We start from the raw sequence: 25,685 nt of genomic DNA on the forward strand, positions 1-25,685 counted from the left end.
AAGCAGGCCGGCCCTGGCGGGCCGGCGGCGGACAGCGCTGCGCGCAGTGGCGAATCAACCCGGTACGCGGCGGATCTTCGCACCCAGCAACTGCAGCTTCTCTTCGATGCACTCGTAGCCACGGTCGATGTGGTAGATGCGATCGATCAGCGTATCGCCCTCGGCGACCAGCGCGGCAAGCACCAGGCTGGCCGAAGCGCGCAGGTCGGTGGCCATCACCGGGGCGCCCTTGAGCTTCTCGCTGCCGGTGACAATGGCGGTGTTGCCTTCGACCAGGATCTGCGCGCCCATGCGCAGCATTTCATGCACGTGCATGAAACGGTTCTCAAACACCGTCTCGATGACGGTGCCGGTACCTTCGGCGACCGCGTTGAGGGCGATGAACTGCGCCTGCATGTCGGTGGGGAACGCCGGATAGGGAGCGGTACGCAGGGTCACGGCCTTCGGCCGCTTGCCCTTCATGTCCAGCTCGATCCAGTCGGCACCGCTGGTGATTTCCGCACCGGCCTCCTGCAGCTTGGACAACACCGCTTCCAGGGTAGTCGGGTCGACGTCCTTGACCTTGACCCGGCCGCCGGTGATGGCGGCGGCCACCAGGTAGGTGCCGGTCTCGATGCGATCGGGCATCACGCTGAAACGCGCACCATGCAGGCGCTCGACGCCGTCGATGGTGATGGTGTCGGTGCCCGCGCCCTCGATCTTGGCGCCCATGGCGATCAGGCAGTTGGCCAGGTCGACCACTTCCGGCTCGCGCGCGGCGTTTTCCAGCACGCTGCGACCCTTGGCCAGGGTGGCCGCCATCATGATGTTCTCGGTACCGGTGACGCTGACCGTGTCGAAGAAGAAGCGCGCGCCACGCAGGCCGCCTTCCGGCGCCTTGGCCTTGATGTAGCCGCCCTCCACATCGATCTGCGCGCCCATGGCCTCGAGGCCGCGGATGTGCAGGTCGACCGGACGCGAACCGATGGCGCAGCCGCCAGGCAGCGCCACTTCGGCCTCGCCGAAGCGAGCGACCATCGGCCCCAACACCAGGATCGAGGCGCGCATGGTCTTGACCAGCTCGTAGGGGGCGACCAGGGTCTTGATCGCCCGCGCGTCGACTTCCACGCTGAGCTTCTCGTCGATGATCGGCTCGATGCCCATGCGCCCGAACAGCTCGATCATGGTGGTGATGTCGTGCAGGTGCGGCAGATTGCAGATCGTCACCGGCGCGTCGCCGAGCAGGGTCGCGGCAAGAATGGGCAGGGCGGAGTTCTTCGCCCCGGAAATGCGGATTTCGCCATCGAGGCGCACGCCGCCGGTAATAATCAACTTATCCATAACTATCTCGTCGCCTCAGGAGCGCGTGGCCCAGTCGGCACGGCTGAAGAATTTCATGCTCACCGCGTGGATGCTGCCATCGGCGATCCAGGGATTCAGGTGGGCGTAGATCTGCTGCTGACGCTTGACCGGGCTCAGCGCGGCCAGCTCGTCACTAATCAGATTCAGCTGGAAGTTACAGCCTTCGCCTTCAACTTCCACCTGGGTGTTCGGCAGTTTAGCCTCCAGGAGGCTCTTCACTTCTAAGGCCTGCATGCTCAACCTCGATCGGCTTTATTGAATTACGACAGCAGAGCCTAGGCCTGCGGGCCGAGCATCATACAAAAAATGCCCCCTGCCCGCTAACCCCCACGCGACGGCGGGGCGGCCGCAGCCTGCGCCAGCGGCCCGGATCACTCCTGCAGCGGCAACAGCTCCTGCAGCCCGCAGACACTGGCGATTTCGCGCATATCCTGGGGCAGACCGCGCAGCTCCAGGCTCTTGCCCGCCGCCCGGGCATCGCGCATGAGCGCCAGGAGCAGGGCCAGCCCGACGCTGCTGGATTTTTCCACCGCCGAGCAGTCGAGCACACAGGCCTCGGCGCGCGTGGCACCAAGCAACTGCCCGCCGCGCTCGCGCAAGGCCGGGCCAGTGCGGAAGTCGAGCACGCCGCTCAGGCGAAATTCACCCGCATCGGCTTCCGAGATGCTCGCCCGACTCACGACGCCTCCTTGCCCTGACGAGCTTTCGCCACGGTCTCGGTCCAGGTGTCGATCACCTTGTTCAGGTCATTGCCGTTGTTCTGCATGGACTGGGCGAACTGGTCGCGAAACAGCTTGCCGACGTTGATCCCGTTGATGATCACGTTACGCATCTTCCAGGTGCCCGCCTCGCTGACCATGGTGTAGGACAGCGGGTAGACCGCCCCCTTGCCATCCTTGATCTCCATGTCCACCGCGGTACGCTGAGGGTTCTGCTTGCCGCTGGCCGGCAGCACGCGGATGTCTTGGTTGTTGTACTCGAGCAGGGCGTTGCCATAGAACTGCATCAGGCTGCGCTTGAAGTTTTCCTGGAAACGGGTCATCTGCTCGGGGGTTGCCTGGCGCGAGTAGCGCACGGTCATGACCCCGCGGGAAATGCCGTCGACGTCCACCACCGGGCCGAGGATGTTGTTCAGCGCGGTGTAGAAGGCATCCGGGTTGTCGCGGTACTCCTCCTTGTTGGCCTTCAGGTCGGCCAGCAGGGTCTCGGTGGTCTGGCGCACCACGTCGTGGGCGCTGGGCGCGGCCACGGCGAACAGCGGCAAGGCCGCCAGCAGCAGGATCAGGCCGTTACGCAGCATCTTGATCATATTCACAGCTCCGATTAATTGGACTAGTCTTTATTGACCGAGTTGAGCAAGAACTTGCCGATCAGGTCCTCCAGCACCAGCGACGACTGGGTGTCGTAGATGGTGCTACCGTCGCTGAGCAACTCCTCCTCGCCACCCACGCTGATGCCGACATACTTTTCGCCGAGCAGGCCAGCGGTGAGGATCGATGCGGTCGAGTCCGCGGGCAGGTTGTCCACGTCCTTATCCAGCGCCATGGTCACCCGCCCGGTGTAGCTGTCGCGATCCAGGTCAATGGCCGTCACCTTGCCGATGGTCACCCCGGCCATGGTCACCTTGGCCCGTACGGTTAGACCGGCGATATTGTTGAAGTGCGCATAAACCTTGTAAGTATGGTCGCCGCTGCCCAGCGCCAGGCCGCTGACCCGCAGCGCCAGCAGCAGAAGCGCCAACAGCCCGGCGAGCAGGAACAGGCCGACACCCATTTCCAGTGTGCGGTTTTGCATCAGAAGTCTCCAAACATCAAAGCGGTCAGAATAAAATCAAGGCCCAACACCGCCAGCGAGGCGTAGACCACCGTGCGCGTCGTGGCGCGACTGATGCCTTCCGAAGTCGGCTCGCAGTCATAGCCCTGGAAAACGGCGATCCAGGTGACGACGAAGGCGAAAACGATGCTCTTGATCACGCCGTTGAGCACGTCCTCGCGAAAGGCCACGCTGTTCTGCATGTTCGCCCAGAACGACCCCTCGTAGACACCGAGCCAGTCGACGGCGACCATCGCCCCGCCCCAGATCCCGACCACGCTGAAGATCATCGCCAACAGCGGCATGGAGATGAAGCCGGCCCACAGCCGGGGCGCCACGATGTACTTGAGCGGATCGACACCGATCATCGCCAGGCTGGACAGCTGCTCGGTGGACTTCATGTTGCCGATCTCCGCGGTCAGCGCCGAGCCGGCACGACCGGCGAACAGCAGGGCAGTGACCACCGGCCCCAGCTCGCGCAACAGGGTCAGCGCAACCATCTGCCCAACCGCCTGCTCCGAGCCGTAGCGCGCCAGGATGTTGAACCCCTGCAGCGACAGCACCATGCCGATAAAGATGCCGGACACCACGATGATCGCCAGGGACATCACCCCGACCGAATACAGCTGCTTGATCAGCAGCTGCAGCGAATTGCCCGAGGTGCCGCGACCGAAGATCGCCCGCACCAGAAAAATACTCGAGCGCCCGAGCGTGGCCAGCACATCGAGGCCGGCGCGACCGAACAGGCGGATGCGCTCGAGCGGAGATGTCTTGCGCATCAGCGCCCCCCCAGTAGGTCGTCGCGGTAGCTCACCGCCGGATAGTGGAACGGCACCGGCCCATCCGGGGTTCCCTGCATGAACTGGCGCACACGCGGATTGTCCGACTCCATCAATTCAGCCGGCGTGCCCTGACCCAGCACCTGGGTATCGCCCACCACGTAGAGGTAGTCGGCGATGCTGGCGGTTTCCGCCAGGTCATGGGACACCAGGATACTGGTAATACCCAGCGCATCGTTGAGCAGGCGGATCAGCCGTACCAGCACGCCCATGGCGATCGGGTCCTGACCGACGAACGGCTCGTCGTACATCAGAATCTGCGGATCGAGGGCGATTGCCCGGGCCAGCGCGACGCGCCGCTTCATGCCGCCGGACAGCTCGTCCGGCATCAGTTCGTAGGCTCCGCGCAGGCCGACGGCCTGCAGCTTCATCAATACGATGTCGCGAATCATTTCCTCGGGCAGCCGGGTATGCACGCGCAGCGGAAAGGCCACGTTCTCGAACACATCGAGATCGGTGAACAGCGCCCCGCTCTGGAACAGCACGCCCATCTGCTTGCGCATGTCGAACAGCTCAGCGCGCGCGAGCCTGGGCAGGTTCAGCCCGTTGACCCACACCTCGCCCTGATGCGGCTTGAGTTCCGCGGCGATCAGGCGCAGCAACGTGGTCTTGCCACAGCCGGAAGGCCCCATGATCGCGGTGACCTTGCCGCGCGGAATGTAAATATCGACGTCTTTGAAAATATCCCGGTCGCCCCGCCGAAAGCTCACGCCTTTCAGCTCGACCGCGTACTGACTCTCGGCGCTCATCTGGACTCCTTGTGAACAGCCTCCCTGGTAGACGCGCTGCCTCACTAGAAGGACACCACGCCGGTCGGACGGGCCGAAACAGCCGCGCACTATACCACCGGCCATTTGACTCGCCCAAGATGCACGCTGCGCGGCGCAACCACACTGCGACGCCGACCACAGGATTCATGGGTGAGCCTGCGGCACATTCCCGGTATAATCGCCGCCTTTTTCCTCGGCCTGCCACGACAACGCTATGAATCAACCCAATGAGCTGATCAAGTCTGCGCAGCGGACCATCCGCCTCGAGCTCGAGGCGGTTGAAGAGTTGCTGCACCGCATCGACGGCGACTTCGTCCGCGCCTGCGAACTCATCCTGGCCAGCAAGGGCCGGGTGGTGGTGGTCGGCATGGGCAAGTCCGGCCACGTTGGCAGCAAGATCGCCGCGACCCTGGCCAGCACCGGCACCACCGCATTCTTCGTGCACCCGGCCGAGGCCAGCCATGGCGACATGGGCATGATCACCCGCGACGACGTGGTCCTGGCCCTGTCCAACTCCGGCTCGACCGCGGAAATCGTGACCCTGCTGCCGCTGATCAAGCGCCTCGGCATCACCTTGATCAGCATGACCGGCAACCCCGACTCGCCGCTGGCCAAGGCCGCCGAGGTCAACCTGGACGCCCGGGTCCCCAAGGAAGCCTGCCCGCTGAACCTGGCGCCGACCTCCTCGACCACCGCCTCCCTGGTGCTTGGCGACGCCCTGGCCATCGCCCTGCTGGAAGCCCGCGGTTTCACCGCCGAAGACTTCGCCTTCTCCCACCCGGGCGGCGCCCTCGGCCGCCGCCTGCTGCTCAAGGTGGAGAACGTCATGCACGCCGGCGCCAGCCTGCCCCAGGTGCAGCGCGGCACCTCGCTGCGCGACGCCCTGCTGGAGATGACCCAGAAGGGCCTCGGCATGACCGTGGTGGTGGAGGCCGATGGCCGCCTCGCCGGCATCTTCACCGACGGCGACCTGCGCCGCACCCTGGATCGCGGCCTCGACGTACGCCAGGCGCGAATCGACGAGGTGATGACCGCGCACGGCAAGACCGCCCGCGCCGAAATGCTCGCCGCCGAGGCCCTGAAGATCATGGAAGACCACAAGATCAACGCCCTGGTGGTGGTCGACGACTCCGATCGACCGATCGGCGCCCTGAACATGCATGACCTGCTACGCGCCGGAGTGATGTGACATGACCCCAGACCTGCAGCGACGCGCGCAAGCGATCAAACTGGCGATCTTCGATGTCGACGGCGTACTCACCGACGGCAAGCTGTACTTCCTGACCGACGGCAGCGAGTTCAAGACCTTCAACACCCTCGACGGCCACGGCATCAAGATGCTCATCGCCTCCGGCGTGCGCACCGCCATCATCAGCGGGCGCAAGACCCCGGTCGTGGAACGTCGCGCGCAGAACCTCGGCATCCAGCACCTGTACCAGGGCCGCGAGGACAAACTGGTGGTGCTCGACGAGCTTCTCGGCGAACTCGGCCTAAGCTATGAACAGGTCGCCTTCCTCGGCGACGACCTGCCGGACCTGCCGGTGATACGCCGAGTCGGCCTGGGCATGGCCGTCGCCAGCGCCGACAGTTTCGTCCGCCAGCACGCCCACGGGGTGACCCTGGCACGCGGCGGCGAAGGCGCGGCCCGCGAATTCTGCGAGCTGATCATGCGCGCCCAGGGCAGCCTCGAGGCCGCCCAGGCCGCCTACCTCTAGAGCCCATTATGCTGCGTAAACTGCTGACACCCGTTCTGTTCACCCTCGCCGCCGCCCTGCTCGCGGCGGTCGGTTACTGGAACATCAACCCCAACAGCTTCTCGGACAGACCGGCAGCGGTGGGCACGGAGAACGCCATCGACTTCTATGTGGTCAATGCCAGCACCGTGCAGTACCAGGCCGACGGCAAGCTGCACTACGAGATGACCGCCAGCAAGCTGGAACACGTCAAGGCCAGCGACATCACGCTTCTGACCGAGCCGAACATGCAGCTGTACCGCGGCAGCGAATACCCGTGGAAGATCCGCGGCGCACGCGGCGAAGTGGCGCCCGAAGGCAAGGAAGTCGAACTGATCGACAAGGTGCGCGTCGAGCGCACCGACGCCAAGGGCCGCCCCACCATCCTCACCACCAGCCGCCTGACGCTGTTCCCGGAGAAGGAATATGCGCAGACCCAGCAAGCCGTTAGAATCGACGCGGCCAATGGGGTGACCACGGCACAAGGAATGAAAGCGTACTTGAATGACGGCAGGATGCTCCTGCTGTCCAACGTAAGAGGCCAGCATGAGGTTCGTTAAAACCCTCCCCCTTCTGCTCAGTTTGAGCGCCGCGCTCGGAAGCGCCTGCGCCTGGGCGCTGCCATCCGACCGTGATCAGCCCATTCGCGTGCAAGCCGACAGCGCCGAACTGGACGACCGGCAAGGCGTGGCCGTCTATCGCGGCGACGTCATCATCACCCAGGGCACCCTGAAGATCACCGGCGACACGGTGACCATCACCCAGAATGCCCAGGGCGACATCGAGATCTTCACCTCGGTCGGCAAGCCCGCCTATTACGAGCAGAAGCCGGCCGCCGACAAGCAGGTCGTCAAGGCCTACGGCCTGACCATCCAGTACTTCGCCGCCAGCGAGCGCATCGTGCTGATCGACCAGGCCAAGGTGATCCAGGAAGGCAACACCTTCGAAGGCGAGAAGATCGTCTATGACACCCGTCGGCAGATCGTCAACGCCGGTCGCGCCACCGGCACCAAGGTGTCCACGCCGCGCCCACGCATCGACATGGTGATCCAGCCGAAGAACAAACCAGCCGACCAGCAGGCGCAGTAGCGATGGCCACTCTGAAAGCCCAACACCTGGCCAAGAGCTACAAAGGTCGCCAGGTCGTCCGCGACGTCAGCCTGAGCATCGACAGCGGGCAGATCGTCGGCCTGCTCGGCCCCAACGGTGCCGGCAAGACCACCTGCTTCTACATGATCGTAGGCCTGGTGCGTGCCGATCAGGGCCGCGTGCTGATCGACGACCACGACGTCAGCCATCAACCCATGCATGGCCGTGCGCGCGCCGGCATCGGCTACCTGCCCCAGGAGGCCTCGATCTTCCGCAAACTCAGCGTGGCCGACAACATCATGGCCGTCCTCGAGACGCGCAAGGACCTGGATCGCGGGGCACGCCGGGATGAGCTGGAGAACCTGCTGCAGGAGTTCCACATCAGCCACATCCGCGACAACCTCGGCATGAGCCTGTCCGGCGGCGAACGGCGGCGCGTGGAGATTGCCCGGGCGCTGGCCACCGCCCCGAAATTCATTCTGCTCGACGAACCCTTCGCCGGGGTCGACCCGATCTCGGTCGGCGACATCAAGCAGATCATCCATCACCTCAAGGCCAAGGGGATCGGCGTACTGATCACCGATCACAACGTCCGCGAGACCCTGGACATCTGCGAGACGGCCTACATCGTCAGCGATGGCCAGCTGATCGCCGAAGGCGATGCCGCCGCCATTCTGGCCAACCAAATGGTCAAAGAGGTTTACCTGGGCCACGAATTCCGTCTCTAGCGGCGGCTTTTCTCCACCGCACTGCAGCTAATGCTAGGCAAAACACTCGGAAGCGGGCATATAATTTGCTTCCTTGCGGCGCTTCGGCGCCCTGTAGTGGATTGCGCACAGACGCCGGTATAAAAGGTCTGCAATGAAACCATCGCTAGTCCTGAAGATGGGCCAGCAGCTGACGATGACCCCGCAGCTGCAACAGGCCATTCGCCTACTTCAACTGTCCACCCTGGATCTGCAACAGGAGATCCAGGAGGCCTTGGAGTCCAACCCGATGCTCGAGCGCCAGGAAGACGGCGACGACTTCGACAACTCCGATCCCCTGGCCGATGGCGCCGACAACCCCTCCCCTGCCAGCAAGCAGGAAGAGCCCTACCAGGAAACCAGCTACCAGGAAACGTCGCAGACGGTGGACAACCTGGAGGACGGCGAATGGAACGAGCGCATCCCCAACGAGCTGCCGGTCGACACCGCCTGGGAAGACGTCTATCAGACCAGCGCCAGCAGCCTGCCGAGCAATGACGACGACGAGTGGGACTTCACCACCCGCACCTCCAGCGGCGAGAGCCTGCAGAGCCACCTGCTCTGGCAGCTCAATCTGGCGCCGATGTCCGACAAGGACCGACTGATCGCCGTCACCCTGATCGACTGCATCAACGAACAGGGCTACCTGGAAGAGAGCCTGGAGGAAGTGGTCGAGGCCTTCGACCCGGAGCTGGACATCGAGCTCGACGAGGTCGAGGCGGTGCTACACCGCATCCAGCAGTTCGAGCCCGCCGGCATAGCCGCCCGCGACCTGCGCGAATGTTTGCTGCTGCAGCTGCGCCAGTTGCCGCCCAAGTCACCCTGGCTGGCCGAAGCCCAACGCCTGGCCGGCGACTACCTCGACCTGCTCGGCAGCCGCGACTACAGCCAGCTGATGCGACGCATGAAACTCAAGGAAGACGAGCTGCGCCAGGTCATCGAGCTGATCCAGAGCCTCAATCCGCGTCCCGGCTCGCAGATCCAGTCCGGCGAGCCGGAGTACGTGGTGCCGGACGTCATCGTGCGCAAGCACAACGAACGCTGGCTGGTCGAGCTCAACCAGGAAGCCATGCCCCGCCTGCGGGTCAATCCGCAGTACGCCGGCTTCGTCAAACGTGCCGACTCCAGCGCCGACAACACCTTCATGCGCAATCAGCTGCAGGAGGCGCGCTGGTTCATCAAGAGCCTGCAGAGCCGCAACGAAACCCTGATGAAGGTCGCCACCCAGATCGTCGAGCACCAACGCGGCTTCCTCGACTACGGCGACGAGGCGATGAAGCCACTGGTGCTGCACGACATTGCCGAAGCGGTCGGCATGCATGAATCGACCATCTCGCGGGTCACCACGCAGAAATTCATGCACACCCCGCGCGGCATCTACGAGCTGAAGTATTTCTTCTCCAGCCACGTCAGCACCGCCGAGGGCGGCGAGTGCTCGTCGACGGCGATCCGCGCGATCATCAAGAAACTGGTGGCCGCGGAAAATGCAAAAAAGCCGTTGAGTGACAGCAAGATCGCTGGTTTACTGGAGGCACAGGGCATTCAAGTGGCCCGCCGCACGGTCGCCAAATACCGTGAATCCCTCGGTATAGCGCCCTCCAGTGAGCGCAAGCGGTTGATGTAAGGCGGCACTCAACGGAAGACAGGTCAACACACAACGCAGCACAGCTCGCAATACTCCCTGCAGCGACCAGAGCGGTCGCGCCGGATAGCGACATGCCGGGTTCGGTGGGTCCGAGTCTTCCACGCCAAGGTGTTCCCGCGGCAGGCAGCACTGCCTGTCTCTTACACACGGCAACAAGGAGAAAGCGGTATGCAAGTCAACATCAGTGGACATCAGCTGGATGTGACCGACGCCCTACGCGACTACATCGACGAGAAACTCAATCGATTGGAGCGCCACTTCGACAAGATCACCAATGTGCAGGTCACCATGGAGGTCGAAAAGCTCAAGCAGAAGATCGAAGCGACCCTGCACATAGCCGGCGGCGAAGTGGTCGCCAACGCCGAACATGACGACATGTACGCAGCGATCGACCTGCTCACCGACAAACTCGACCGACAACTCATCAAGCACAAGGAAAAGCAGCTCGAACGCCAGCAGGGCGCCATGGCCCGCTGACCTCGCTCACCTCCCATGATCCGACTTGAAAACATCCTGACCCCCGGCCGTTCCCTGGTGAACGTGCCGGGCGGCAGTAAGAAACGCGTACTCGAACAGATTGCCAACCTGGTGGCGCGCGAGCTGCCCGACCTGGCCGGGCAGGACATCTTCGAGAGCCTGATCGCCCGCGAAAAACTCGGCTCCACCGGATTCGGCAACGGCATCGCCATTCCGCACTGCCGCCTGGCGGGCTGCAATGCGCCGATCAGCGCCCTGCTGCGCCTGGATGCGCCGGTGGATTTCGACGCCATCGACGGCGCCCCCGTCGACCTGCTGTTCGTCCTGCTGGTGCCCGAGGCCGCGACCGACGAGCACCTGGAACTGCTGCGCCAGATCGCCAGCATGCTCGACCGCGGCGACGTGCGCGAACGCCTGCGCCAGGCGCAAAGCAACGACTCCCTGTATCAGGTCGTGGTGGACGTTCAAAGCAGCCGTTAGGACTTTTCCCCATGCGCTTGATCATCGTCAGCGGTCGCTCCGGTTCCGGCAAAAGCACCGCCCTCGATGTCCTCGAGGACAACGGCTTCTACTGCATAGACAACCTCCCCGCCGGCCTGCTCCCCGAACTGGCCGAGCGCGCCCTGCTGCACACCGAGTTGCTGCATCCCCAGGTGGCGGTATCGATCGATGCGCGCAATCTGCCCAGCCAGCTCAAGCGTTTCCCCGAACTGCTCGACGACGTGCGTGCGCGCCACATCCAGTGCAACGTGCTCTACCTGGACGCCGACGAGGAAACCCTGCTCAAGCGTTTCTCCGAGACCCGTCGACGGCACCCGCTGACCAACGAGAGCCGCTCCCTGGCCGAGGCCATCGCCGACGAGTCCCTGCTGCTCGGGCCGATCATCGACCTGGCCGACCTGAAGATCGACACCACCCACCTCAACCTCTATCAGCTGCGCGACATGCTCAAGCTGCGCCTGCTCAACCAGCCCGAACCCGGCACCGCCTTCCTGGTCGAATCATTCGGTTTCAAGCGCGGCATGCCAGTGGATGCCGACCTGGTGTTCGACGTGCGCTGCCTGCCCAACCCCTACTGGAAGCCGGAGCTGCGCGACCACTCCGGGCTCGACCAGCCGGTGGTCGAGTACCTGTCGGCGCAAGCCGATGTCGAGGAGATGTACCAGGACATCCTCACCTACCTGAACAAATGGCTGCCACGCTTCGCCGCCAGCAATCGCGCCTATGTCACGGTGGCGATCGGCTGCACCGGCGGCCACCACCGCTCGGTGTACCTGGCCAACCGCCTGGGCGCGACCCTGAAACCCATCCTGAAGAACGTCCAGGTTCGCCACCGCGACCTCAGCTAAGGAACTTCCGCGATGCCCTCCTGCGAAATCACCATCATCAACAAGCTGGGCCTGCACGCGCGCGCAGCGGCCAAGTTTGTCGGCGTGGCTGGGCGCTACCCCTGCAAGGTCAAGGTCGGCCGCGCCCCGGAAAGCCTGGTGGACGGCAAGAGCATCATGGCGGTGATGATGCTGGCCGCCGGCAAGGGCACGCCGATCCACCTGCACACCGAAGGCGAACAGGACCACGACGCCCTGGAGGCGCTGGTCGCGCTGATCAACAACTACTTCGACGAAGGCGAGTAGCCAACCGCCCAACGCAAGAGGGGCTGTCCGTTGCAGCGGACAGCCCCTCTTGCGTTGCGAACGTGCGGCGACGCTTCAGCTGCCGGCCACGGTCATGCGCTCGATCAGCACCGAGCCGGTGCGGATATTGCTGCGCAGCTCCAGATCGTTACCCACCGCGACTATCTGCTTGAACATGTCGCGCAGGTTGCCGGCGATGGTCACTTCCTGCACCGGGAACTGGATCTCCCCGTTCTCCACCCAATAGCCGCCGGCGCCACGCGAGTAGTCGCCGGTGACCATGTTCAGGCCATGGCCCATCAACTCGGTAACCAACAGGCCGCGCCCCATCCGCTTGAGCAGCGCCTGCTGGTCCTCGTCGCCGTGGCTGACGAACAGGTTGTGCACGCCACCGGCATTGGCCGTGCTGGGCATGCCCAGCTTGCGCCCGGAGTACGTACCGAGCACGTAGGACAGCAGCTCGCCGCCTTCGACGAAGGACTTCGCGTAGGTCGCCAAACCGTCACCGTCGAACGCCGCGCTGCCCAGCGCACGGGGGATGTGCGGGCGTTCGTCGAGCTTGAGCCAGCCCGGGAACAGTTGCTGACCCAGGGCGCCCTCGAGGAAGGACGACTTGCGGTAGAGGTTGCCGCCGGAGATCGCCGAAAGGAAATGACCGAACAGGCCGGTCGCCGACTCGGCGGAAAATAGCACCGGCACCTCGCAGGTCGGTACCGGGCGCGCGCCCAGGCGGCTGACCGCACGCTGCGCGGCGCGCCGGCCGATGTCCGCGGCATCGGCGAGCAGCTCGCCCTGACGGTTGACGTCATACCAGTAGTCGCGCTGCATCTGCCCGCCGTCTTCGGCGATCATCACGCAGCTCAGGCTGTGGCGGGTACTGGCATAGCCGCCGACGAAGCCGTGACTGTTGCCGTACACGCGGCAACCCTGGTGGGTATTGAGGGTGGTACCGTCGGCATTCTTGATCCGCTTGTCGGTGGCGAAGGCCGCCGCCTCGCAGCTCAGGGCCTGCTCGATGGCCTGCTCGGGGCTGATCGCCCAGGCATGGTAGAGGTCCAGTTGCGGCAACTCACGGGCCATCAGCGCCGCATCGGCCAACCCGGCGCACTCGTCTTCCGAGGCATGCCTGGCGATCGCCAGGGCCGCCGCCACGGTTTCGCGAATGGCCGCCTCGCCGCTGGCCGAGGTACTGGCCGAGCCCTTCCGCTGACCGACATAGAGGGTGATGCCGAAGCCCTGGTCGCGGTTGAACTCGACCGTCTCCACTTCGCCCTGGCGCACGCTGGTGGACAAACCCTGCTCCACCGACACGGCGACCTCGCAAGCGCTGGCGCCCTGCTTCTTCGCCTCGGCGATGATCTGCTCGACCTGGGCCTGCAACTGCGGCACGGCGGCGGGGCCAACCACTTCTACTGCATTCATAAACACTCCTAAGCGATGGGCGGCAAGCCAGGTCCGGCGAGGACCGAACGCTTGCAGCCGGAAACTTGCTGCTATCATGGCGGCGTTTTCCACTGGACCACCGCCATGCCTGAATACCTTGACGACTTCTCCGGCGAGAAGAGCAAATCCCAGGTCAAACGCGAGCTGCATGCGTTGCAAGACCTCGGGCAGCGCCTGACCACCTTAAAGCCCGAGCTGCTGAACAAGCTACCCCTGACCGATGCCCTGCGCCGGGCCCTGGCCGAAGCGCCGAAGCACACGGCCAACGTGGCGAAGAAGCGCCACGTGCAGTTCATCGGCAAGCTGATGCGCGAGCAGGACATCGACGCCATCACCACCCTGCTCGACCAGCTCGACGCCTCCACGCGCCAGTACAACGAGCGCTTCCATAACCTGGAGCGCTGGCGCGACCGCCTGATCGGTGGCACCGACGAGACCCTGGAGGCCTTCGTCGGCGACTATCCGCAGGCCGACCGCCAGCATCTGCGCCAGCTCATCCGCCTGGCCCAGCACGAAGCGGCGCAGAACAAGGCGCCGGCCGCCTCGCGGAAAATCTTCAAGTACATCCGCGAACTGGACGAAGCCCAGCGCGGGCTGCGTTAATCCCCCGATAGCGGCTGGGCGGGCCGAGTGCAGCCCAGCCAAAAATCATCAGGCCCCAGTACCACCGACGGTGATGGCATCGATCTTCAGGGTCGGCTGGCCGACGCCCACCGGCACCGACTGGCCATCCTTGCCGCAGGTGCCGACGCCGCTGTCCAGGGCCAGGTCGTTGCCGACCATCGACACCCGGCTCATGGCCTCCGGACCGTTGCCGATCAGGGTGGCGCCCTTGACCGGTGCGGTGATCTTGCCGTCCTCGATCAGGTAGGCCTCGCTGGTGGAGAAGACGAACTTGCCGCTGGTGATGTCGACCTGACCACCGCCGAGGTTGGCGCAGTAGATACCCTTCTTCACCGAACGGATGATCTCCTCCGGGTCGCTCTCGCCGGCCAGCATGTAGGTGTTGGTCATGCGCGGCATCGGCAGATGGGCATAAGACTCGCGCCGGCCGTTACCGGTGCAGGCCACGCCCATCAGGCGGGCATTCAGCTTGTCCTGCATGTAGCCCTTGAGCACGCCGTTCTCGATCAGCGTGGTGCATTCGGTGGCCGTGCCTTCGTCGTCCATGCTCAGGGAGCCGCGGCGCTCGGCCAGGGTGCCGTCGTCGACTATGGTGCACAGGCTCGAGGCGACCTTCTCGCCCATGCGGCCGCTGTAGGCGGAGCTGCCCTTGCGGTTGAAGTCGCCCTCCAGGCCGTGGCCGACCGCCTCGTGCAGCAGCACCCCGGACCAGCCCGCGCCCATCACCACCGGCATGCTACCGGCCGGCGCGGCGATCGCCTCGAGGTTGACCAGGGCCTGGCGCAAGGCCTCGCGGGCGTAGCCCATGGCGCGGTCCTCGTTGAGGAAGTAGCGGTAGTCGGTGCGCCCACCGCCACCGTGGCCGCCGCGCTCGCGGCGGCCGTTCTGCTCGACGATGACGCTGACGTTGAAGCGCACCAGCGGCCGCACGTCGGCGCCCAGGCTGCCATCGTTGGCGGCGACCAGCACCCGGTCCCAGACCCCGGCCAGGCTCACGGTGACCTGCTTGATGCGTGGATCGAGGGCACGGGTGGCCTGGTCGATGCGCTTGAGCAGCTCGACCTTCTGCGCCCGGTCGATCACGTCCAGCGGGTTGTCCGGGGCATATAGGGCACTGACCAGCGGGCTGCTGAAGGCCTGCACGCGACCGTGCTGGCCGGCCCGGGCAATCGAGCGGGCCGCCCCGGCGGCCTGGCTCAGCGCCTCGGCGGTGATCGCGTTGCTGTAGGCGAAGCCGGTCTTCTCGCCGGACTGGGCGCGCACGCCGACGCCCTGGTCGAGGTTGAAGCTGCCCTCCTTGACGATGCCGTCCTCCAGCACCCAGGTCTCGGAGACCTGGCTCTGGAAGTACAGATCGGCGGCGTCGATCCCCGGGCCGGCCAGTTCGCCCAGCACCCCGGGCAAATGGTCGAGGGTCAGGCCGCCCGGACTCAACAGGTGCTCGCTGACGGACAACAACATCTCGTTCATAACTACTCCAAACCGGGCAGCCGCGGGTCGGCCGCTGCAAAAAAACGTTTGTGCCGGGCTACCGGCATGCGCCGGCGGATCGCCGCCTGCTCGGCGGCATCGCGCGGCGCCAGCAGCATGGCCTCACCGCTTGCCTGCTCGGCGAGAATGCGCCCCCAGGGATCGACGATGGCCGAGTGCCCGTGGGTCTCGCGGCCACCCGGATGAGTGCCGCCCTGGCCTGCCGCCAGCACGTAGCACTGGGTCTCGATGGCGCGGGCGCGGATCAGCACCTGCCAGTGCGCGGCACCGGTAACGGCGGTGAAGGCCGCGGGCACGCTGATCAGCTCGGCGCCCGCCTCACGCAGGGCGCCATACAGCTCAGGGAAACGCAGGTCGTAACAGACCGTCAATCCCAACCGCCCAACGGGCGTGTCGGCCACCACCACCCGGGCGCCGTGGGCGTAGTCGTCGGACTCGCGATAGCGGCCGCGGCTGTCGTCCACATCCACATCGAACAGGTGCAGCTTGTCGTAGCGCGCGACCCGTTCGCCCTGCTCGTCGATCAGCAGCGAACAGGCATGGGCCTTGGCCTCGGGCTGACCGTCCGGGGGCAGGGGAATGGTGCCGGCGACTATCCATAACCTGAGGTCGCGGGCGACCTGTTTCAACCAGGGCAGGATCGGCCCCTCGCCCAGCGCCTCGCTGCGCCCGAGGGCCACCAGGTTGGGGTGGCCGATGGCGGCGAAGTTCTCCGGCAGCACTGCGAGCCGGGCGCCGGCCTGCGCCGCCCGCTCCAGCAGCGCTCTGGCACTGTTCAGGTTGGCCTGGACATCGGCCTGGCTGACCAGCTGAATCACGGCAAGGCTCATGGCTATCCACCTCGAGGGCTCTGTCTGCCCCCAGCTTACAGATCATCGCCGCCGACCGTGTAGCCGGCTCGGGATCATTGCGGTTTTTCGAACGGCTTGTCGAAGGTGATCTTCGGGTCCGCCAGGTCGCCCTCGACGTCGTACTGCACGCTGGCGAAACGCGCCACCCGGTCGCCGAGCAGCTTGTCCACCACGAACAGTGCGCCACCTATGGCCGGCGCGCCGACTATCAGCGCCGCCAGGGGCAGGTTGTTGGTCACCGGCAGGGTGACCAGCAGCTTGGCGTCGATCTGCTGATTGACCATGTTCAGGGTGCCATTGAGCTCCAGGTTGCTCGACGGGCCGGTCAGGGTGATCGGCGTGCGGGTGACGAACACCCCGTCGCTGGCCACCAGCAGGCCCTTGACCCGGTCGTAGCTCAGGCCCTTGCCGAGCAGGTCGGAGAAGTCCAGGCGCAGGCGCCGGCCGATGGAGTTGAAGTTGAGCAAACCGAACACCCGCAGCGCCGACGCCGACCCTTGCACCTCGGAGAACTGCCCGCTGCGCAGCGACGCGTCCATGCTGCCGGAGAAGCGCTTGAGGCTGGCCCAGGCCGGCGAGCCCGGCCAGCGGCCGTCCACGTCCAGGCGGAAGCTTTCGCTGCTGGCGGTTGGCGCATAGCCCCAGGCCAGCAGCACCGGTGCCAGGTCCTTGCCCTGCAGGCGCCCCTTGTACCAGCTGCTGGTGGCGCCCGGCGCGCCCTGCCAGCCGCCGCTGCCCTCCAGCTGCAGGCCCTTGAGCTCCAGGCGCAGGTCGTTGAAGCGCAGCCCCTCGCTGCTCGGCCGCGCCTTCAGCGACCAGGCGCCCAGCAGTTCCTTGCCCTGCAGCACCCGGGCGATCTGCACGTCCAGGGCTGGGATCGTCCGCGGATCGACCTGCTGCAGGGGGTCGGGCTTGTCCGGCACCTCGGTGGTCTTCGGCTCAGCCGGCGGCAGGCGCAGGTAATCGAGGTTGACCGCGATGGGCGCAGCGCTTGCGTCCGGCAGGTTCACCCGTCCCTTGAGGGTCTGGCTGTCCAGGCTCAGGGCCCAGGCGCTGCCGGCGCGGCGCAGGTGCACGGCGAGATTGTCCAGGGTGCTGCCGAAGCCGCGGAAGCGGGCGATCTTCAACTGCGCATCCTTGAACAGGGCCTGGGCATCGTCGCGGGGCATGTCCGCATAGGGCTGCAGGCTGGCCTGCCATGCCGCCCAGTCCAGCTCGGACAGCCGGCCGCGCACGCGCAGGCCCTTGGCCGCCGGCAGCAATGCCGGACCATCACCCAGGCGCAGCTCGCCGCGGCCCTGGCTCGAGCGCCCCGGCGCAGCGGCGAAGGACAGGCTGGCCAACTTGGCATAATCGAACCAGTAGCGCCGCTCGGCGCCGCCCAGGGTCATGCGCCAACTGGCCTCGCGTGGCTGCTCGGCCGCTTTGCCGAAGGGCGCCGGCAGGTCGATGGCCAGCCCCTCGAGAGTGGAGTCGACCCGCAACTGGCTGTCGAGGCCATCCAGGCTCAGGTCCAGGCGATACGGCACGCTGCCATCGAGCGGCAGCTCGGTGGTGACGCCCAGCCAGGCGGACAGCTCGTTCAACGGTACCTTGCCGCGTGCCTCGATGCGGCTGCGCGGCCGTCCGCCGCTGCCTTCGGCGACGACCTTGCCACGCAGCGCATGCCCCAGGGCACGGGCGCGAACATCCGCGGCACTAAGGCCGCTGGCGGTGTCGTAGCGAAAGGCCCCGCGCAGCTGGCTGAGCTGCAACTGCGGATTGGCCAGCTGGAGCCGCGCGCCCTCGGTGGCGAAGTCGACCACCACGGCCGCCGGCAACCCCTCTTGCAGCGGCAGGTCGAGCTTGAGCCGGCCGTCCAGTGGTCCCTCGCCCTGCCAGCCGGCGAAGGTTTCGGCCGTGCCCAGGGGCGTATCCTGGAGAATCTTCAGGGCGTCGCCCACGCTGCTGTGCAGCTGTGCGTCGAGCCGCAGGCGCGACACCTGGCCCTGATCGACATGGGCAATCTCGGCCAGCGCCCCGCTCACCCGGCTATCGAGCAGGCGCCCGTCGGCCAGGCGCACCCGCACGCCGCTGTCCTCGATCAGCACCTCGCCACGGCCTTCGCGCAGGGCCGGCCAGCCCGGCTGGAAGGCCAGCTCGGCGTCGCGCACGGCGAAAAACAGGCTGAGGCTGCGCGCCGCATCCGCCGCACCCTTGTTCAGCGAGCCCTGGTACTGGAAGTAGCCCTGCTCGACCGCGCCGCCGCGAATGGCGTTCTTCAACCAACTGGCCAGCTGCCGGCTGAGCCCCGGCGCACGGGTCGGCAGGTACTTCTCGGTGTAGCGGGCATCGCCCTGGCGCAGGCCGACACGCAGGTCCATGTAGTCTTCGGCCTGGGGGTCGCGCAGCAGGCGGATGAGGAAATCGCCGGCGATCTCCCCCTCCTCGCCGGTCACCTGCAGGTAGGGACTGCGCAGGGTGAAGGCCTGCTCGTCCAGGCTCCAGGTCAGGCGCGCCCTGGCCCGGCTGTAGTGCCAGGGCTCGGGAAACAGGGTGTCCAGGTGCAGGACGAAATCCCGCGTGTCCAGGCGCAACTCGCCCTGGCCCAGGTCGCCGCTGATGCTGCCACTGATGTTCTCCGCCGCAGGCGAAGCCTCGTGGGCGGCGAAGCCGATGCGCTCCAGGTTGGCGGCGAACTGCAGGCGCTTGTCACCCTCGCTGCGCGGCCGGTAGTCCAGCTGGACATTGTGCACCGCGCCGTGGGGCTGCAGCTGCTCGAGCAGCTGCATGGCCTGCTCCGGCAACGGCGCGAGGGCGGCGACCAGGGGCACCAGCGGCGCCAGATCCAGGCGGTCCGCCGACACCAGCCACTGTTCCTCGGCCTCGGCACTGTCCTGCAGGTAGCTCAACGCCAGCCGCGCCTCGCCCCAGCGCTCGTCGCTGCGGCTCAGCGCCAGGTCGTCCAGCAAAACCTGGAAACCCTGCGCGGTGCGATTCATGTAGGCATTCAGGGTCAGGTCCTGCAGGCGCACCGGGTCGCGCTCGGCGTAGCCGGCCCGCACCTGCGGCGCATGCAGGCGCGCGACCGCCCGTTGCACCTTGCCCTCGGCCCAGGACAACCAGACCTCGCCGCCGGCCTGCAGCTCGTCGATCCGCCACTGCGCCGCCAGGCTGGGCGGCAGCCAGCGCGCCCAGTCGCTCTGCGGCAGGCTCAGGTACAGCTCGAGCCGGGCCTCGCGCCAGCGCTCTGCCTGCAGGCGCGAACGCAGCTGCAAGGCCAGCGGCTGGCCATCAGGCAGCAGCAGGCGGCCGTCCAGGCGCTGGCGCGTGGGGCCGCTGCGCAGGGTCAGGTTGACGTAGGTCAGGGTGCGCAGCGGATGGCCGCGGGCCTCCAGGGTCAGCTGGCTGTTGAGCAGCGACAGGCGCTCGACCGCCTGCAGGTGGCCAAGCAGCTGTTGCACATCGCCGCCCGCGCCTGCGCCCTCGGCGGCCAGGCCCTTGAGCGACCAGCCGCCCTGTTCGTCCTCGCGGACGCTGAGGTGCAGCCCCTCCAGCTCCAGCGAAGCCACGCGCAACTGGCGCGCCAGGAGGCTGGCCAGCAGGTCCGGGCGCAGGCGCACCTGGTCCAGGTGCAGCGCCTCGGCACCGTCGCCGAGGCGCAGATCGTGGGCGATCAGCAGCGGCGCGAAACCCTGCCAGCGGCCTTCCAGGCGGCCGATCTGCAGCTGCAGGCCGAGCGCCGCACGCGCCTGATCCTCCGCCTCCAGGCGATACTCGGCGACCCAGGGCACCAGCTCGCGGCCAAGGCTGACAAACAGCGCCGCCAACACCAGCAGCAAGGCGCAACAGGCCAGCGTCCAGCGCAAGACGGCGGCGACCCCGCGGGCCAATCGATCCATTCAGCTCGATCCCTGAACAGCGCGCGTCATGTCACAACAGCACCACATCGTATTGCTCCTGGGAGTACATGGTCTCGACCTGAAACTTGATGGTACGACCGATGAAGCTCTCCAGGTCGGCGACGTTGCCCGACTCCTCGTCGAGCAGGCGATCGACCACCTTCTGGTTGGCCAGTACCCGGTAGCCTTCGGGCTGGTAGGCACGCGCCTCGCGGAGGATCTCGCGGAAGATCTCGTAGCAGATGGTTTCCGCGGTCTTCAGCTTGCCGCGGCCCTGGCAGCTCTCGCAGGGCTCGCAGAGCACCTGCTCGAGGCTCTCGCGGGTGCGTTTGCGGGTCATCTGCACCAGGCCCAGCTCGGTGATGCCGATGATGTTGGTCTTGGCATGGTCGCGCTCCAGCTGCTTCTCCAGGGTGCGCAGCACCTGGCGCTGGTGCTCTTCATCTTCCATGTCGATGAAATCGATGATGATGATCCCGCCGAGGTTGCGAAGGCGCAGCTGGCGGGCGATGGCCGTAGCGGCCTCGAGGTTGGTCTTGAAGATGGTCTCTTCGAGGGTGCGATGGCCGACGAAGGCCCCGGTGTTGACGTCGATGGTGGTCATCGCCTCGGCCGGGTCGATGATCAGGTAGCCGCCGGACTTCAGCGGCACCTTGCGCTCCAGAGCCCGCTGCACCTCATCCTCGACGCCGTACAGGTCGAAGATCGGTCGTTCGCCCGGGTAGTGCTCCAGGCGGTCGGCGATCTCCGGCATCAGCTCGCCGACGAACTGGGCGATCTTCTGGAAGGTCTCCCGCGAGTCGATGCGGATCTTCTCGGTGCGCAGGCTGACCAGGTCGCGCAGGGTGCGCAGCGCCAGGGACAGGTCCTCGTAGATCACCGAGGGCGCCGGGGCGCTCTGCATCTGCGCGGCGATCTGGTCCCACAGGCGGCGCAGGTAGCGGATGTCGATGAGGATCTCGTCGGCGCCGGCGCCGTCGGCGGCGGTGCGCAGGATGAATCCGCCGGTTTCCTCGATGCCCTCGGCACTGACGCAGTCGGCGACCACCTGCTTGAGGCGCTCGCGCTCGCCCTCATCCTCGATTTTCAGGGAAATGCCGACGTGGCTGGTACGCGGCATGTACACCAGGTAGCGCGAGGGAATCGACAGCTGGGTGGTCAGGCGTGCGCCCTTGCTGCCGATCGGGTCCTTGGTGACCTGCACCACCAGGCTCTGGCCCTCGTGAACCAAAGCGCTGATGGTTTCCACCGCCTGGCCCTCGCGGGTGGAGATCTCCGAGGCGTGGATGAAGGCCGCGCGCTCCAGGCCGATGTCGACGAACGCCGCCTGCATGCCCGGTAGCACGCGCACCACCTTGCCCTTGTAGATGTTGCCGACAATGCCGCGGCGCTGCGTGCGCTCGACATGCACCTCCTGCAGAACGCCGTTTTCCACCACCGCCACGCGCGATTCCATTGGCGTGATATTGATCAGAATCTCTTCACTCATCGGTCCATCTCTTCTGCAAGGGGGCTTTGCGCCGCTGCGCCGTGCCCTTCAGGGCAGCGCGGCGGCAGGCCGCGACCGCCGCTGGCTAACTGTGCGCCGGCAGCGTCTGCCAGCAGGGAATGTGGAAATCGGCGAGCAGTTCGGCGGTTTCACACAGGGGCAGGCCGACCACCGCCGAATAGCTGCCCTGCAACTGCCTGACGAACACCGCCGCCAGACCCTGGATACCATAGCTGCCGGCCTTGTCCCGCGGCTCGCCGCTGGCCCAGTAGGCGGCGATTTCGGCGTCGTTCAAGGGGCGGAAACTGACCCGGCTGACCACCACCCTGGCCGCCGTCCGTGCGCTCGAGGCCAGGGCCACCGCAGTCAGCACCTGGTGTTCACGCCCGGACAACGCCGCCAGGGTGCCCAGGGCCTCGGCGCGATCCGCCGGCTTGCCGAGGATGCGACCATCGAGCACCACGGCGGTATCGGCGCCGAGCACCACGGCGTCGGCGGCCTGCTCCAGGGTAGCCAGGGCGGCCGACGCCTTGGCGCGCGCCAGGCGTTCGACGTAGGCGCCGGGCGCCTCGTCCGCCAAGGGACTTTCATCGATGGGAACGATGTGGGTGGTGAAGGGCACGCCGATCTGCGTCAACAGCTCGCGTCGACGCGGCGATCCCGACGCCAGGTAAAGCGTGGCCATCAAGACCTCTCCCTGTCGGGTACTGGTTGAGCAGCGCCCGGGTTAATTGACGCCGAGACGCCGATGCACGCCGCGCAGCAGGGCAAAGACCCACGGCCACAACAGCGCACTGACCAAGGCCGGCAGGACGAACGCCAGGGTCGGCGGGCGACTGCCGGTCAGGGCATTGAGCCACAAGTGCAGCAACTGGGCCAGACCGAACACCACCAGCAGCACCATGCTCTGCTGCCACAGGGGGAACATGCGCAAGCGCTGGTGCAGGCTCAGCACCAGGAAGGTGATCAGGGTCAGAACCAGCGCATTGAGCCCCAGGTGCGTTCCGTTGAGCACGTCGGCCAGGAGGCCGATGAACCAGGCGGTGGCCATGCCGACTCGATGCGGCAAGGCCAGCACCCAGTAAGTCAGGAACAGCGCCAACCACAGCGGCCGGCCGATCTCCATGAACTTCGGCAGGGTCGCCACGCTGAGCAGCAGGGCCACCGCCAGGCTGAGCCAGATCGCCCAGACGTTGCGCGCACGCACGGCGATCATTGGCCGGCCTCCTGTTCCGTCGATGGTGTTGCCGGCTCGGGAGCCGTCGACGCCGCCCGCTGCTGTTCTTCCTGGGCGCGCCGATCGGCGGCTTCCTGGGCTTCGGCCGACTCGGTCGCGCGCTGCTCCGGGCTGCGCGGGTCGGTAAACACCAGCAACATGTAGCGACTGCGGTTGAGCTTGGCGGTCGGCACCGCGCGAACGATGGCGAAGGGCTGGCCGGAGTCGTGGATCACCTCGGTGACCGTGGCCACCGGGTAACCGGCGGGAAAGCGCTGCCCGAGGCCCGAGCTGACCAGCAGGTCGCCCTCCTTGATGTCGGCGGTGTCGGCCACATGGCGCAGCTCGAGGCGCTCCGGGTTGCCGGTGCCGCTGGCGATGGCGCGCAGACCGTTGCGGTTGACCTGCACCGGAATGCTGTGGGTGGTATCGGTAAGCAACAACACCCGCGAGGTGTAGGGCATGACTTCGACCACCTGGCCCATCAGGCCGCGTGCATCGAGCACCGGCTGGCCGAGCAGCACGCCATCCTTCTCGCCCTTGTCGATCAGGATGCGGTGGGTGAAGGGGTTCGGGTCGATGCCGATCAACTCGGTGGCGAGCACCTCGTCGTCGACCAGCGCCGCGGAGTTGAGCAGCTCGCGCAGGCGCACGTTCTGCTCGGTCAGGGCGGCGAGCTTCTGCAGACGCCGCTGCATCATCAACTGCTCGGCCTTGAGCATCTCGTTCTCGGCCGCCAGTTCGCTGCGCGAACTCAGCTCCTCGGTCGCGCTCTCCCAGAGGGTCACGGGCAGGCGCCCGAGCCAGTAGACCGGCTCGACTATCACCCCCAGCTGGCTGCGCAGCGGCTGCAACACGGTGAAGCGCGCATCCACCACCATCAGCGCGGCCGACAGCACGGCCAGCACCAGCAGGCGCATGCCGAGCGAAGGTCCTTTGGCGAATAGCGGTTTGATGGGCGGCTCCTCAAGACGTCAGGCGACAATAAAAAGCTGCAAGCGGGTGGAGACCCGGCTTGCAGCTCGAGACTTGGGGCGAACGCCTTATTCCGTGGACAGCAGGTCCATGGTGTGGCGATCCATCATCTCCAGGGCCTTGCCGCCGCCACGCGCCACGCAGGTCAGCGGGTCCTCGGCGACGATCACCGGCAGGCCGGTTTCCTGGGCCAGCAGCTTGTCCAGGTCGCGCAGCAGCGCGCCGCCACCGGTCAGCACCAGGCCGCGCTCGGCGATGTCCGAGGCCAGTTCCGGCGGCGACTGCTCGAGAGCGCTCTTGACCGCCTGGACGATGGTCGCCAGGGACTCCTGCAGCGCTTCCAGCACTTCGTTGGAATTCAGGGTGAAGCTGCGCGGCACGCCTTCGGCGAGGTTGCGCCCACGCACGTCGACTTCCCGGATCTCGCCGCCGGCATAGGCGGTGCCGATTTCCTGCTTGATCCGCTCGGCGGTGGATTCGCCGATCAGGCTGCCGTAGTTACGGCGCACGTAGGTGATGATGGCCTCGTCGAAACGGTCGCCACCGACCCGCACGGACTCGGCATAGACCACGCCATTGAGGGAGATCAGCGCGATTTCCGTGGTGCCGCCGCCGATATCGACGACCATCGAGCCACGGGCCTCTTCCACCGGCAGACCGGCGCCGATGGCCGCGGCCATCGGTTCTTCGATCAGGAACACTTCACGGGCGCCGGCACCGAGGGCCGACTCGCGGATCGCGCGGCGCTCGACCTGGGTCGACTTGCACGGCACGCAGATCAGCACCCGTGGCGACGGCTGCAGGAAGCTGTTCTCGTGCACCTTGTTGATGAAGTACTGGAGCATCTTCTCGCAGACGCTGAAGTCGGCGATCACCCCGTCCTTCATCGGACGGATGGCGGAAATATTGCCTGGGGTACGGCCGAGCATGCGCTTGGCTTCGGTGCCGACGGCGACGACACTCTTCTGGTTGCCATGGGTGCGGATCGCGACCACGGACGGCTCGTTCAGCACGATGCCACGTTCGCGGACATAGATGAGGGTATTGGCAGTGCCCAGGTCGATCGACAGATCGCTGGAAAACATGCCACGCAGTTTCTTGAACATGGGAGAGGGACCCTAGGCAACGCGTGGGTAAAAAAGTGCGGCAAACTCTAACAACGACAGGGATTTTGAGCAAGGCGCCAATATGTTAGATTGCCTGTTTTTCCGGGCTCCAGAGCCCGACATCGCGGCCTTTGACCGCCAGCTCACGGCATCCGTTCCCTGCAGCGTTTCACCTGCACGACGACCCGCTCACATTTCCACTGGCTGCCCTCGTATTGGAGAATCCCAATGGCGCTTGAACGCTCCGACGTGGAAAAAATCGCCCACCTGGCCCGCCTGGGCCTGAGTGAAGACGATATTCCGCGCACCACTGAGACCCTCAACAGCATCCTCGGCCTGGTCGACCAGATGCAGGCGGTGGACACCACCGGCATCGAGCCCCTGGCCCACCCCCTGGAAGCCACCCAGCGCCTGCGCGCCGACCTGGTGCGCGAAGAAAACCAGCGCGACGCCTACCAGGCCATCGCCCCGGCCGTGGAAAATGGCCTGTACCTGGTTCCCAAAGTCATCGAGTAACGGAATG

Annotated in this window: 28 protein-coding genes; 12 read left to right on the forward strand and 16 right to left on the reverse strand. The window is 66.1% G+C overall.

All coding sequences use genetic code 11. From position 1 onward, the window contains the following. Positions 1-54: 54 nt before the first annotated feature. The 7 genes from murA to ACSX1D_RS16990 form a co-directional block, all read right to left on the reverse strand. The gene (gene murA, locus ACSX1D_RS16960; RefSeq protein ID WP_439859619.1) at positions 55-1,320 is read right to left on the reverse strand and encodes a UDP-N-acetylglucosamine 1-carboxyvinyltransferase; all 1,266 of its coding nucleotides are present in this window, start codon (positions 1,318-1,320) and stop codon (positions 55-57) included. A gap of 15 nt (positions 1,321-1,335) precedes the next feature. Further along, the gene (locus tag ACSX1D_RS16965) at positions 1,336-1,575 is read right to left on the reverse strand and encodes a BolA family protein (protein WP_255837337.1); all 240 of its coding nucleotides are present in this window, start codon (positions 1,573-1,575) and stop codon (positions 1,336-1,338) included. Between the two features lie 137 nt (positions 1,576-1,712). Beyond that, positions 1,713-2,021, reverse strand: coding sequence for an STAS domain-containing protein (locus ACSX1D_RS16970; RefSeq protein ID WP_439859620.1), 309 nt, complete (start codon positions 2,019-2,021; stop codon positions 1,713-1,715). Beyond that, positions 2,018-2,650: an MlaC/ttg2D family ABC transporter substrate-binding protein gene (locus ACSX1D_RS16975; protein WP_439859621.1), complete on the reverse strand. Its 633-nt coding sequence runs from the start codon at positions 2,648-2,650 to the stop codon at positions 2,018-2,020. Before ACSX1D_RS16975 ends, ACSX1D_RS16970 begins: the two co-directional genes overlap by 4 nt. Before the next feature lie 23 nt (positions 2,651-2,673). Then, positions 2,674-3,135: an outer membrane lipid asymmetry maintenance protein MlaD gene (mlaD, locus tag ACSX1D_RS16980; protein WP_439859622.1), complete on the reverse strand. Its 462-nt coding sequence runs from the start codon at positions 3,133-3,135 to the stop codon at positions 2,674-2,676. After that, the gene (gene mlaE, locus ACSX1D_RS16985; protein WP_439859623.1) at positions 3,135-3,932 is read right to left on the reverse strand and encodes a lipid asymmetry maintenance ABC transporter permease subunit MlaE; all 798 of its coding nucleotides are present in this window, start codon (positions 3,930-3,932) and stop codon (positions 3,135-3,137) included. Before mlaE ends, mlaD begins: the two co-directional genes overlap by 1 nt. Further along, positions 3,932-4,741 carry an ATP-binding cassette domain-containing protein gene (locus ACSX1D_RS16990; RefSeq protein WP_439859624.1) on the reverse strand — a complete coding sequence of 270 codons (810 nt, stop codon included), beginning with the start codon at positions 4,739-4,741 and terminating at the stop codon, positions 3,932-3,934. Before ACSX1D_RS16990 ends, mlaE begins: the two co-directional genes overlap by 1 nt. Positions 4,742-4,976: 235 nt before the next feature. On the opposite strand from ACSX1D_RS16990, the gene ACSX1D_RS16995 reads away from it, so the two are divergent. The 10 genes from ACSX1D_RS16995 (at position 4,977) to ACSX1D_RS17040 (ending at position 12,086) form a co-directional block, all read left to right on the forward strand. Further along, positions 4,977-5,951 carry a KpsF/GutQ family sugar-phosphate isomerase gene (locus tag ACSX1D_RS16995; protein ID WP_439859625.1) on the forward strand — a complete coding sequence of 325 codons (975 nt, stop codon included), beginning with the start codon at positions 4,977-4,979 and terminating at the stop codon, positions 5,949-5,951. Position 5,952: 1 nt separating this feature from the next. Continuing rightward, the gene (locus ACSX1D_RS17000; RefSeq protein WP_439859626.1) at positions 5,953-6,477 is read left to right on the forward strand and encodes a KdsC family phosphatase; all 525 of its coding nucleotides are present in this window, start codon (positions 5,953-5,955) and stop codon (positions 6,475-6,477) included. An 8-nt stretch (positions 6,478-6,485) separates the two neighbouring features. After that, positions 6,486-7,055 carry an LPS export ABC transporter periplasmic protein LptC gene (gene lptC, locus ACSX1D_RS17005; RefSeq protein WP_439859627.1) on the forward strand — a complete coding sequence of 190 codons (570 nt, stop codon included), beginning with the start codon at positions 6,486-6,488 and terminating at the stop codon, positions 7,053-7,055. Beyond that, positions 7,042-7,584, forward strand: coding sequence for a lipopolysaccharide transport periplasmic protein LptA (gene lptA, locus ACSX1D_RS17010; RefSeq protein ID WP_439859628.1), 543 nt, complete (start codon positions 7,042-7,044; stop codon positions 7,582-7,584). The genes lptC and lptA overlap by 14 nt, the downstream gene beginning before the upstream one ends. A 2-nt stretch (positions 7,585-7,586) precedes the next feature. Beyond that, entirely contained in the window at positions 7,587-8,312 is a 726-nt protein-coding gene (gene lptB / locus ACSX1D_RS17015) for an LPS export ABC transporter ATP-binding protein (RefSeq protein WP_439859629.1), read from the forward strand. Positions 8,313-8,445: 133 nt separating this feature from the next. Next, positions 8,446-9,954 (forward strand): RNA polymerase factor sigma-54, encoded by a 1,509-nt coding sequence (locus tag ACSX1D_RS17020; protein WP_439859630.1) that lies wholly within the window; start codon positions 8,446-8,448, stop codon positions 9,952-9,954. A 189-nt stretch (positions 9,955-10,143) separates the two neighbouring features. Next, positions 10,144-10,452 carry a ribosome hibernation-promoting factor, HPF/YfiA family gene (gene hpf / locus ACSX1D_RS17025; RefSeq protein ID WP_255837325.1) on the forward strand — a complete coding sequence of 103 codons (309 nt, stop codon included), beginning with the start codon at positions 10,144-10,146 and terminating at the stop codon, positions 10,450-10,452. 15 nt (positions 10,453-10,467) lie between these two features. Next, positions 10,468-10,932, forward strand: a complete 465-nt coding sequence (ptsN, locus tag ACSX1D_RS17030; protein ID WP_439859631.1) for a PTS IIA-like nitrogen regulatory protein PtsN — start codon at positions 10,468-10,470, stop codon at positions 10,930-10,932. Between the two features lie 11 nt (positions 10,933-10,943). After that, complete coding sequence (rapZ, locus tag ACSX1D_RS17035) at positions 10,944-11,801, forward strand: RNase adapter RapZ (RefSeq protein WP_439859632.1); 858 nt, start codon at positions 10,944-10,946, stop codon at positions 11,799-11,801. A gap of 12 nt (positions 11,802-11,813) precedes the next feature. After that, positions 11,814-12,086: an HPr family phosphocarrier protein gene (locus ACSX1D_RS17040; protein ID WP_439859633.1), complete on the forward strand. Its 273-nt coding sequence runs from the start codon at positions 11,814-11,816 to the stop codon at positions 12,084-12,086. Between the two features lie 75 nt (positions 12,087-12,161). Here the strand turns inward: ACSX1D_RS17040 and pmbA are convergent, their stop codons facing one another. Then, positions 12,162-13,508, reverse strand: a complete 1,347-nt coding sequence (pmbA, locus tag ACSX1D_RS17045; protein ID WP_439859634.1) for a metalloprotease PmbA — start codon at positions 13,506-13,508, stop codon at positions 12,162-12,164. A 105-nt stretch (positions 13,509-13,613) separates the two neighbouring features. On the opposite strand from pmbA, the gene yjgA reads away from it, so the two are divergent. Beyond that, positions 13,614-14,132 carry a ribosome biogenesis factor YjgA gene (gene yjgA / locus ACSX1D_RS17050; RefSeq protein ID WP_439859635.1) on the forward strand — a complete coding sequence of 173 codons (519 nt, stop codon included), beginning with the start codon at positions 13,614-13,616 and terminating at the stop codon, positions 14,130-14,132. A gap of 48 nt (positions 14,133-14,180) precedes the next feature. Here yjgA and tldD read toward each other — a convergent pair whose 3' ends face one another. The 8 genes from tldD to mreB all read right to left on the reverse strand — a co-directional run bounded on the left by tldD (position 14,181) and on the right by mreB (position 25,162). After that, a complete protein-coding gene (gene tldD, locus ACSX1D_RS17055) occupies positions 14,181-15,623 on the reverse strand; it encodes a metalloprotease TldD (RefSeq protein ID WP_439859636.1) in 1,443 nt (480 codons plus the stop codon). Positions 15,624-15,625: 2 nt separating this feature from the next. Further along, a complete protein-coding gene (locus ACSX1D_RS17060; protein WP_439859637.1) occupies positions 15,626-16,474 on the reverse strand; it encodes a carbon-nitrogen hydrolase family protein in 849 nt (282 codons plus the stop codon). A gap of 74 nt (positions 16,475-16,548) precedes the next feature. Beyond that, entirely contained in the window at positions 16,549-20,376 is a 3,828-nt protein-coding gene (locus ACSX1D_RS17065) for a YhdP family protein (protein ID WP_439859638.1), read from the reverse strand. A 31-nt stretch (positions 20,377-20,407) separates the two neighbouring features. Continuing rightward, positions 20,408-21,865 carry a ribonuclease G gene (gene rng / locus ACSX1D_RS17070; RefSeq protein ID WP_439859639.1) on the reverse strand — a complete coding sequence of 486 codons (1,458 nt, stop codon included), beginning with the start codon at positions 21,863-21,865 and terminating at the stop codon, positions 20,408-20,410. Positions 21,866-21,950: 85 nt separating this feature from the next. After that, positions 21,951-22,550 (reverse strand): Maf family protein, encoded by a 600-nt coding sequence (locus ACSX1D_RS17075; RefSeq protein WP_439859640.1) that lies wholly within the window; start codon positions 22,548-22,550, stop codon positions 21,951-21,953. Between the two features lie 42 nt (positions 22,551-22,592). Beyond that, positions 22,593-23,081 carry a rod shape-determining protein MreD gene (mreD, locus tag ACSX1D_RS17080; protein ID WP_439859641.1) on the reverse strand — a complete coding sequence of 163 codons (489 nt, stop codon included), beginning with the start codon at positions 23,079-23,081 and terminating at the stop codon, positions 22,593-22,595. Continuing rightward, entirely contained in the window at positions 23,078-23,989 is a 912-nt protein-coding gene (mreC, locus tag ACSX1D_RS17085; protein WP_439862355.1) for a rod shape-determining protein MreC, read from the reverse strand. Before mreC ends, mreD begins: the two co-directional genes overlap by 4 nt. Positions 23,990-24,124: 135 nt before the next feature. Beyond that, positions 24,125-25,162: a rod shape-determining protein MreB gene (gene mreB / locus ACSX1D_RS17090; protein ID WP_255837313.1), complete on the reverse strand. Its 1,038-nt coding sequence runs from the start codon at positions 25,160-25,162 to the stop codon at positions 24,125-24,127. A gap of 228 nt (positions 25,163-25,390) precedes the next feature. Between mreB and gatC the strand changes: the two genes are divergently transcribed. Next, the gene (gene gatC, locus ACSX1D_RS17095; RefSeq protein WP_439859642.1) at positions 25,391-25,678 is read left to right on the forward strand and encodes an Asp-tRNA(Asn)/Glu-tRNA(Gln) amidotransferase subunit GatC; all 288 of its coding nucleotides are present in this window, start codon (positions 25,391-25,393) and stop codon (positions 25,676-25,678) included. Positions 25,679-25,685 lie beyond the last annotated feature (7 nt).

Source organism: Pseudomonas sp. MBLB4136 (genome assembly GCF_051904765.1).
GTDB lineage: Bacteria > Pseudomonadota > Gammaproteobacteria > Pseudomonadales > Pseudomonadaceae > Aquipseudomonas.

Bases quoted from the DNA above. Each gene is read 5' to 3' on its own strand.
- murA (WP_439859619.1), bottom strand. From the start codon at position 1,320: ATGGATAAGTTGATTATTACCGGCGGCGTGCGCCTCGATGGCGAAATC.
- ACSX1D_RS16965 (WP_255837337.1), bottom strand. From the start codon at position 1,575: ATGCAGGCCTTAGAAGTGAAGAGCCTCCTGGAGGCTAAACTGCCGAAC.
- ACSX1D_RS16975 (WP_439859621.1), bottom strand. From the start codon at position 2,650: ATGATCAAGATGCTGCGTAACGGCCTGATCCTGCTGCTGGCGGCCTTG.
- mlaD (WP_439859622.1), bottom strand. From the start codon at position 3,135: ATGCAAAACCGCACACTGGAAATGGGTGTCGGCCTGTTCCTGCTCGCC.
- mlaE (WP_439859623.1), bottom strand. From the start codon at position 3,932: ATGCGCAAGACATCTCCGCTCGAGCGCATCCGCCTGTTCGGTCGCGCC.
- ACSX1D_RS16990 (WP_439859624.1), bottom strand. From the start codon at position 4,741: ATGAGCGCCGAGAGTCAGTACGCGGTCGAGCTGAAAGGCGTGAGCTTT.
- ACSX1D_RS16995 (WP_439859625.1), top strand. From the start codon at position 4,977: ATGAATCAACCCAATGAGCTGATCAAGTCTGCGCAGCGGACCATCCGC.
- ACSX1D_RS17000 (WP_439859626.1), top strand. From the start codon at position 5,953: ATGACCCCAGACCTGCAGCGACGCGCGCAAGCGATCAAACTGGCGATC.
- lptC (WP_439859627.1), top strand. From the start codon at position 6,486: ATGCTGCGTAAACTGCTGACACCCGTTCTGTTCACCCTCGCCGCCGCC.
- lptA (WP_439859628.1), top strand. From the start codon at position 7,042: ATGAGGTTCGTTAAAACCCTCCCCCTTCTGCTCAGTTTGAGCGCCGCG.
- lptB (WP_439859629.1), top strand. From the start codon at position 7,587: ATGGCCACTCTGAAAGCCCAACACCTGGCCAAGAGCTACAAAGGTCGC.
- ACSX1D_RS17020 (WP_439859630.1), top strand. From the start codon at position 8,446: ATGAAACCATCGCTAGTCCTGAAGATGGGCCAGCAGCTGACGATGACC.
- hpf (WP_255837325.1), top strand. From the start codon at position 10,144: ATGCAAGTCAACATCAGTGGACATCAGCTGGATGTGACCGACGCCCTA.
- ptsN (WP_439859631.1), top strand. From the start codon at position 10,468: ATGATCCGACTTGAAAACATCCTGACCCCCGGCCGTTCCCTGGTGAAC.
- rapZ (WP_439859632.1), top strand. From the start codon at position 10,944: ATGCGCTTGATCATCGTCAGCGGTCGCTCCGGTTCCGGCAAAAGCACC.
- ACSX1D_RS17040 (WP_439859633.1), top strand. From the start codon at position 11,814: ATGCCCTCCTGCGAAATCACCATCATCAACAAGCTGGGCCTGCACGCG.
- pmbA (WP_439859634.1), bottom strand. From the start codon at position 13,508: ATGAATGCAGTAGAAGTGGTTGGCCCCGCCGCCGTGCCGCAGTTGCAG.
- yjgA (WP_439859635.1), top strand. From the start codon at position 13,614: ATGCCTGAATACCTTGACGACTTCTCCGGCGAGAAGAGCAAATCCCAG.
- tldD (WP_439859636.1), bottom strand. From the start codon at position 15,623: ATGAACGAGATGTTGTTGTCCGTCAGCGAGCACCTGTTGAGTCCGGGC.
- ACSX1D_RS17060 (WP_439859637.1), bottom strand. From the start codon at position 16,474: ATGAGCCTTGCCGTGATTCAGCTGGTCAGCCAGGCCGATGTCCAGGCC.
- ACSX1D_RS17065 (WP_439859638.1), bottom strand. From the start codon at position 20,376: ATGGATCGATTGGCCCGCGGGGTCGCCGCCGTCTTGCGCTGGACGCTG.
- rng (WP_439859639.1), bottom strand. From the start codon at position 21,865: ATGAGTGAAGAGATTCTGATCAATATCACGCCAATGGAATCGCGCGTG.
- ACSX1D_RS17075 (WP_439859640.1), bottom strand. From the start codon at position 22,550: ATGGCCACGCTTTACCTGGCGTCGGGATCGCCGCGTCGACGCGAGCTG.
- mreD (WP_439859641.1), bottom strand. From the start codon at position 23,081: ATGATCGCCGTGCGTGCGCGCAACGTCTGGGCGATCTGGCTCAGCCTG.
- mreB (WP_255837313.1), bottom strand. From the start codon at position 25,162: ATGTTCAAGAAACTGCGTGGCATGTTTTCCAGCGATCTGTCGATCGAC.
- gatC (WP_439859642.1), top strand. From the start codon at position 25,391: ATGGCGCTTGAACGCTCCGACGTGGAAAAAATCGCCCACCTGGCCCGC.